Source organism: Psittacicella gerlachiana, assembly GCF_003585965.1.
Classification (GTDB): domain Bacteria; phylum Pseudomonadota; class Gammaproteobacteria; order Enterobacterales; family Psittacicellaceae; genus Psittacicella; species Psittacicella gerlachiana.
Genome location: NZ_NRJF01000219.1, coordinates 1 through 6,194, shown reverse-complemented (window position 1 = coordinate 6,194; position 6,194 = coordinate 1). Strand labels below are relative to the sequence as shown.

Below are 6,194 nucleotides of genomic sequence, written 5' to 3'. Positions count from 1 at the left end.
ATTTTTCTTAGGATGTTGTATAATAAAACACACGTAATGAAAGTAAAATACGTACAAAATTACTTTTTACAAAAGATGTATATCTAATATTTTAATTTAAAAAAGTCGCATTAAATTATTAGAAATTATTTAAATAGTTCTTGAGAAAGATCTATTTGTTAAAAAGTATAAAAATAGAGTGTAAATGTTAAGTAGATGTAGCAACAGATCTACTTATGTAAGTGAGGGTAACTATGATTACTATAAAAAAAGGTTTGGATTTACCTCTAGCAGGTAATCCTGATCAAGTAATCCATAATGATGTTACGGTTAATGAAGTTGCTATTGTAGGTGCATCATTTAATAATTTAAAACCTACTTTAAAAGTACGTGAAGGTGACAAGGTAAGAAAGGGAGAGGTTGTCTTAACAGACAAGAAGTATCCTAGTATTGCATTTACTTCACCTGTAAATGGTACGGTAAAAGTAATTAATCGTGGTGAACGTCGTGTATTTCAGTCATTGGTTATTGAAGTAGATAAAGATAGTGATGATAAAGGAGTAGAATTTAAAAAGTATTCCCTAGATCAATTATCAGGTAAATCTTTAGAATTAAAAGAACAGCTACTTAATTCAGGGCTATGGATTGGTTTAAGAACCCGTCCTTTTAATAATTTAGCTGACCCAGAATTAACCCCTGAATCTTTATTTATTAATGCTCATGACACTAATCCAGGACATCCTGATGCAGATGTAGTTTTAAAAGATCAAGCTAAATTTTTTAATTTTGGATTAGAAGTACTAAAAGAAGTTTTTGCGGATGTAAAAAATAAATTTGTTGTAGGTGGTCCAAATTTTAATCTTGAAAAAGTTTCTGGATTTACTTATGAACAATTTAAAGGTGTACACCCTGCAGGTTTAGTAGGTACGCATATTCACTTTTTAGCACCGGTAACTTTAACTAAAATTGCTTACCATTTAAATTATCAAGATGTAATTGCCATAGGCAAATTATTTAGTCAAGGTTATTTAGATGGAACTAAAGTTATCGCATTAAGTGGACCGCAAGTAAGTGCTCCAACTTTATATCGTGTACCTTACGGTGCATCGGTATTAGATGTGACATTTAATAAGTTAAAGAGCGGAGAAAATCGTATTGTCTCAGGATCAGCTCTAGATGGTTTTAAAGCTAGTGATGTTTTTGCTTATGTAGGGCAATATGATCTGCAATTAACTGTACTTCTTGAGGGGACAAAACAAGAGTTTATCGGGTGGTTTGCACCGCAACCTAAGAAGTTCTCATTATCTCGCTTAAATTTCTTTGGTAAGAAAGACTTGCCATTAACAACTACAACTAATGGTTCTAGTCGTGGGATGGTTCCTATTGGCTTATATGAGAGAGTAATGCCTTTAGATATTTATCCAACCTTACTATTAAGAGATTTAATATCAGGTGATACGGATTCAGCACAAGACTTAGGGGTTCTAGAGCTTGCTGAAGAAGATATTGCTTTATGTTCTTTTGTCTGTCAAGGTAAATATGATTATGCGTTATATTTACGTCAAGCATTAAACAAAATAGAAAAAGAGGGATAGTGGAAATCTATGGGTTTAAAAAAATTATTTGATAAATTAGAACCTTCTTTTTCACCTGGTGGTAAGCATGAAAAATGGTACGCACTCTTTGAAGCTGTATACACCATTTTTTATACTCCAAAAAGCGTAACTACAGGAAGACTGCACGTTCGTGATGTTATTGACTTAAAACGTATTATGACTACTGTGTGGTTAGCTCTATTTCCTGCAGCCTTTTTTGGTTGTTGGAATATAGGTAATCTAACCTTAGAGTCATTTGCTCTTTCTGGGGTTACAACTGAACACCTTGGTGAAGTAATAAGATCAGATTGGCATTATCAATTAGCTTACTTATTAGGAGCTAATTTTGATCCAGCTACTGCAGGCTGGTTTAGTAAGATGCTAATCGGTTTTGCTTTCTGGGTTCCGGTTTATATGACCGTATTTATTGTCGGTGGTTTTTGGGAAGTTCTTTTCGCTTCGATTCGTAAGCATGAGGTAAATGAAGGTTTCTTCGTTACTTCGATTTTATTTTCCTTAATCCTTCCTCCGACAATTCCTTTATGGCAAGCTGCTTTAGGTATTACTTTTGGGGTAGTAATTGCTAAAGAAATTTTCGGTGGTACTGGTAAAAATCTTGTAAACCCTGCTTTAGCTGGGCGTGCATTTTTATTCTTTGCTTATCCATCACAAATTACCGGTGATAGCATTTGGTATACCGCTTCGACCTCTCAAACTTTAGAAGCTATTGCAAGAACTGGAGCTGCAAATGTAGATGCCTTTTCAGGAGCTACTCCATTAGGTCAATTAGCTATAGCTCATACGCAAGAAGTGTTAGGTAGTCAATTAACTTGGTTAGATGCCTTTATTGGTTTTATGCCGGGGACAATTGGTGAGGTTTCAAAACTGGCCCTAATTTTAGGTGGACTAGTGCTATTATTTACAAGAATTGCTTCTTGGAGAATTGTTCTTGGAGTAGTAGCTGGTACTGTAGCTATGAGCTTATTCTTTAACTCTATAGCTAGTCATACTTCTAATCCTGAATTATTTGGTTTACCATTCTGGTGGCATATGGTTTTAGGTGGTTGGATGCTTGGAACCTTATTTATGGCAACAGACCCTGTATCAGCTTCATTTACAGAAAAAGGTAAATGGTGGTATGGATTCTTTATCGGGGTATTTGTTGTTCTAATTCGTGTTGTTAACCCAGCATTCCCTGAAGGAATGATGTTAGCGATTTTATTCGCAAATTTATTTGCTCCAATTATTGACTATATGGTGGTACAACGTAGCATTAAACGTAGGAGAGCAAGATAATATGGCAATAAATAAAAACTCGACAATATATGTAACTGGGTTTGTCGCTTTAGTATCAATTGTTTGTGCGTTTATTGTTGCAGCGGCAGCTACTGCTTTATCTCAAAAACAAAATGAGCAAATTGCAGCAAATATCCAGCGTTTTGTCTTAAAAGTTAGTGATGTAAGTTATACAGAACAAAACTTAGGTCAAGCTTTTAATAGTAATATCGAAGTTAAATATGTTGATCGTAAAACTGGTAACTTTATTGAGAACTTACCAGCTGATGTGCAAAATGATTACGATAACTTATTAGTTCTTTCTAAATTTAAGCAGTACACTAGTACAATTCCATCTGCGGCTAATACTCCTGGGTTAAAAAATAACCTTATTGCTGATGTACTTAAAGTATATTTAGTTAAAAATACAGCTACAGGTGAAATTGAAAAGATAGTTTTACCTTTCTATGGTAATGGTTTATGGTCGGTAATGTATGGTCTTTTAGCTGTAGATGCTAAAGATGCAAATACAATTACTGGTATTACTTACTATCAACAAGGGGAAACTCCAGGATTAGGTGGTGAGGTTGAAAATCCTTTATTTACTAATCAGTTTGTAGGTAAAAAAATCTATAACTTAAATGGCAATAATGGTAATCCAACTGAACCAAAAATTTCTCTTGTAAAAACTATTTCTGCAGAGAATCAAGCTTACCAAGTAAATGCTTTAACTGGGGCAACCTTAACTTCAAATGGAGTTAATGCTCAATTAGAGTTTTGGTTAGGCAATTATGGTTTTGCAAAATTCTTAGAGAATGTTAGAACAGGTGAGGTAAAACTAAATGGCAGATAATAAAAAACCTAGCTTATCACAAGTTTTTCTTACACCGTTTGTAAAAGATAACCCAATTGCAATTCAAGTGCTTGGGGTTTGTTCTGCATTAGCGGTTACAGTTAAATTAGAAACTGCAGTTATTATGGGTATTTCCGTAGCTTTAGTAACTGGTTTCTCAAGTTTCTTTATTTCATTATTAAGAAACTATATCCCAAATAACGTGCGTATTATTATTCAATTAGTAATCATTGCAACGTTCGTTATTCTTGTAGATCAAGTTCTACGTGCATATGCCTATGACCTCTCTAAACAACTTTCAGTATATGTAAGTTTAATTATTACAAACTGTATTGTGATGGGGAGAGCAGAAGCTTTTGCTATGAAGGAACCTCCAGTAGCTTCATTTGTTGATGGTTTTGCTAATGGTTTAGGCTATGCTTTAATCTTAGTAATTGTAGCTTTCGTGCGTGAGTTATTCGGTTCTGGTAGTATATTTGGTTTCACCATTCTCCATACCGTAAATAATGGAGGTTGGTATGTACCTAATGGTTTACTACTATTAGCTCCTTCTGCATTCTTTATTATTGGTTTATTAATTTGGCTCGTACGTCAACTTAACCCAAGTTTACGTGAAGAATAGGAGAATGCATGTTATCTCATTACTTATCACTATTTGTTAACTCTATTTTTATTCAAAATATGGCGTTAACTTTCTTTCTTGGAATGTGTACGTTCCTAGCCGTATCCAAGAAAGTGTCGACTGCAGTAAGCTTAGGTATTGCTGTAACGGTAGTATTGGTACTAGCTGTTCCTAGTTCTTATCTAGTTTACTTTTATATTTTACGTCCTGGTGCTTTTGATGGTATTGATATTAGCTTTATTAGTTATATTGTCTTTATCGGTATTATTGCAGCTTTAGTACAAATCTTAGAGCTGGTATTAGATAAATTTATGCCATCACTTTATAATGCTCTAGGTGTATATCTACCATTAATCGCTGTACACTGTGCTATTTTTGGTGGGGTTCAATTCATGGTGCAACGTAGCTATGATTTTGCAGAAAGCGTTGTGTTCAGTATTGGCTCTGGATTAGGATGGATGTTAGCTATTGTTTTACTAGCTGGATTAAGAAGTAAAATGAAGTATAGTGATATTCCTGTAGGTTTACGTGGAATTGGTATTATTTTCATTACCGCTGGACTCATGGCTCTTTCATTCATGATCTTTTCTGGTATTAAACTGTAAGGAGAGGAGGAATTATGGATGTTAGTATAATTCTATTAGGGATCATTGTCCTTACGGTTATTTCTTTAATTTTAGTTGCTTTAATTCTTATTGCCCAAAAATATTTAGTGCAACAAGGTGATGTAACTTTACATATTAATAACGATCCTGGACTGGATAAAAATGTAGCTCGTGGTGGTAAACTATTAGGTGCGTTAGCTTCACAAGGTATTTTCGTTTCGAGTGCTTGTGGAGGTGGTGGTTCATGTGGTCAGTGTAAAGTGATCGTAAAATCAGGTGGTGGTGAATTACTACCAACTGAAGAAGCTCATATTTCTAAGTTACAAGCTAAAGAAGGTTATCGCTTAGCTTGTCAAGTGAATGTAAAAAATGACTTAGATCTAGAGTTGCCACAAGAGATTTTCGGTGTTAAAAAATGGGAATGTGAAGTTGTTTCTAATGACAACGTTGCAACTTTTATCAAAGAATTAGTTTTAAAAATTCCAGAAGGTGAGGAAGTTCCATTCCGTGCTGGTGGGTATATTCAAATCGAAGCTGAACCGCATGAGGTAAAATACGCTGATTATGATATTCCTGAAAAGTATAGAGCCGATTGGGAAAGATTCAATTTCTTTAGTTGTGTGTCAAAAGTAGACGAGCATATTGTTCGTGCTTACTCTATGGCAAACTACCCTGGAGAAAAAGGAATTATTAAATTAAATGTGCGTATTGCAACTCCTCCACCAAAAGATTTAACTTTACCTCCTGGTAAGATGTCTTCTTACATTTGGTCTCTGAAAAAAGGAGATAAGGTTACTATTTCTGGACCATTTGGTCACTTCTTTGTTAAAGAAACAAATGCAGAAATGGTATTTGTTGGTGGTGGTGCAGGAATGGCGCCATTACGTTCACAAATTTTTGATCAGTTAAAAAGAGTACATACAGATCGTAAAATGTCTTATTGGTATGGTGCTCGTTCATTAAGAGAAATGTTCTATGTGCAAGATTTTGATGAGTTAGCAGCAGAGAATGAGAATTTCAATTGGTATGTAGCTTTATCTGATCCACAGCCTGAAGATAATTGGACTGGTTATACCGGATTTATTCATAATGTACTTTATGAAAATTATCTGAAAAACCATGAAGCTCCTGAAGACTGTGAATACTACATGTGTGGTCCTCCAATGATGACCAAAGCAGTTATCGATATGTTAATCAACTTAGGCGTTGAAAGAGATAATATTCTTTTAGATGACTTTGGTGGTTAAAATAAAAACAGACCAAGC

6 protein-coding genes are annotated in these 6,194 nt (G+C 34.5%); all 6 read left to right on the top strand.

The annotated features are described in order from the left end of the window. Positions 1-233: 233 nt before the first annotated feature. Genes CKF59_RS06795 through nqrF form a run of 6 tightly spaced genes read left to right on the top strand, consistent with a single transcriptional unit; the run spans position 234 to position 6,176 of the window. Positions 234-1,574 carry a Na(+)-translocating NADH-quinone reductase subunit A gene (locus tag CKF59_RS06795; RefSeq protein WP_119535186.1) on the top strand — a complete coding sequence of 447 codons (1,341 nt, stop codon included), beginning with the start codon at positions 234-236 and terminating at the stop codon, positions 1,572-1,574. Positions 1,575-1,583: 9 nt separating this feature from the next. Further along, on the top strand, positions 1,584-2,870 hold the full coding sequence (locus CKF59_RS06790; protein ID WP_119535185.1) for an NADH:ubiquinone reductase (Na(+)-transporting) subunit B: 1,287 nt from the start codon (positions 1,584-1,586) through the stop codon (positions 2,868-2,870). 1 nt (position 2,871) lies between these two features. Then, positions 2,872-3,702: an NADH:ubiquinone reductase (Na(+)-transporting) subunit C gene (nqrC, locus tag CKF59_RS06785; protein ID WP_119535184.1), complete on the top strand. Its 831-nt coding sequence runs from the start codon at positions 2,872-2,874 to the stop codon at positions 3,700-3,702. Beyond that, complete coding sequence (locus CKF59_RS06780; protein WP_119535183.1) at positions 3,692-4,324, top strand: NADH:ubiquinone reductase (Na(+)-transporting) subunit D; 633 nt, start codon at positions 3,692-3,694, stop codon at positions 4,322-4,324. Before nqrC ends, CKF59_RS06780 begins: the two co-directional genes overlap by 11 nt. Positions 4,325-4,332: 8 nt before the next feature. Continuing rightward, complete coding sequence (gene nqrE, locus CKF59_RS06775; protein WP_119535182.1) at positions 4,333-4,929, top strand: NADH:ubiquinone reductase (Na(+)-transporting) subunit E; 597 nt, start codon at positions 4,333-4,335, stop codon at positions 4,927-4,929. Positions 4,930-4,943: 14 nt separating this feature from the next. Then, positions 4,944-6,176 carry an NADH:ubiquinone reductase (Na(+)-transporting) subunit F gene (nqrF, locus tag CKF59_RS06770; RefSeq protein ID WP_119535181.1) on the top strand — a complete coding sequence of 411 codons (1,233 nt, stop codon included), beginning with the start codon at positions 4,944-4,946 and terminating at the stop codon, positions 6,174-6,176. Positions 6,177-6,194: the final 18 nt, after the last annotated feature.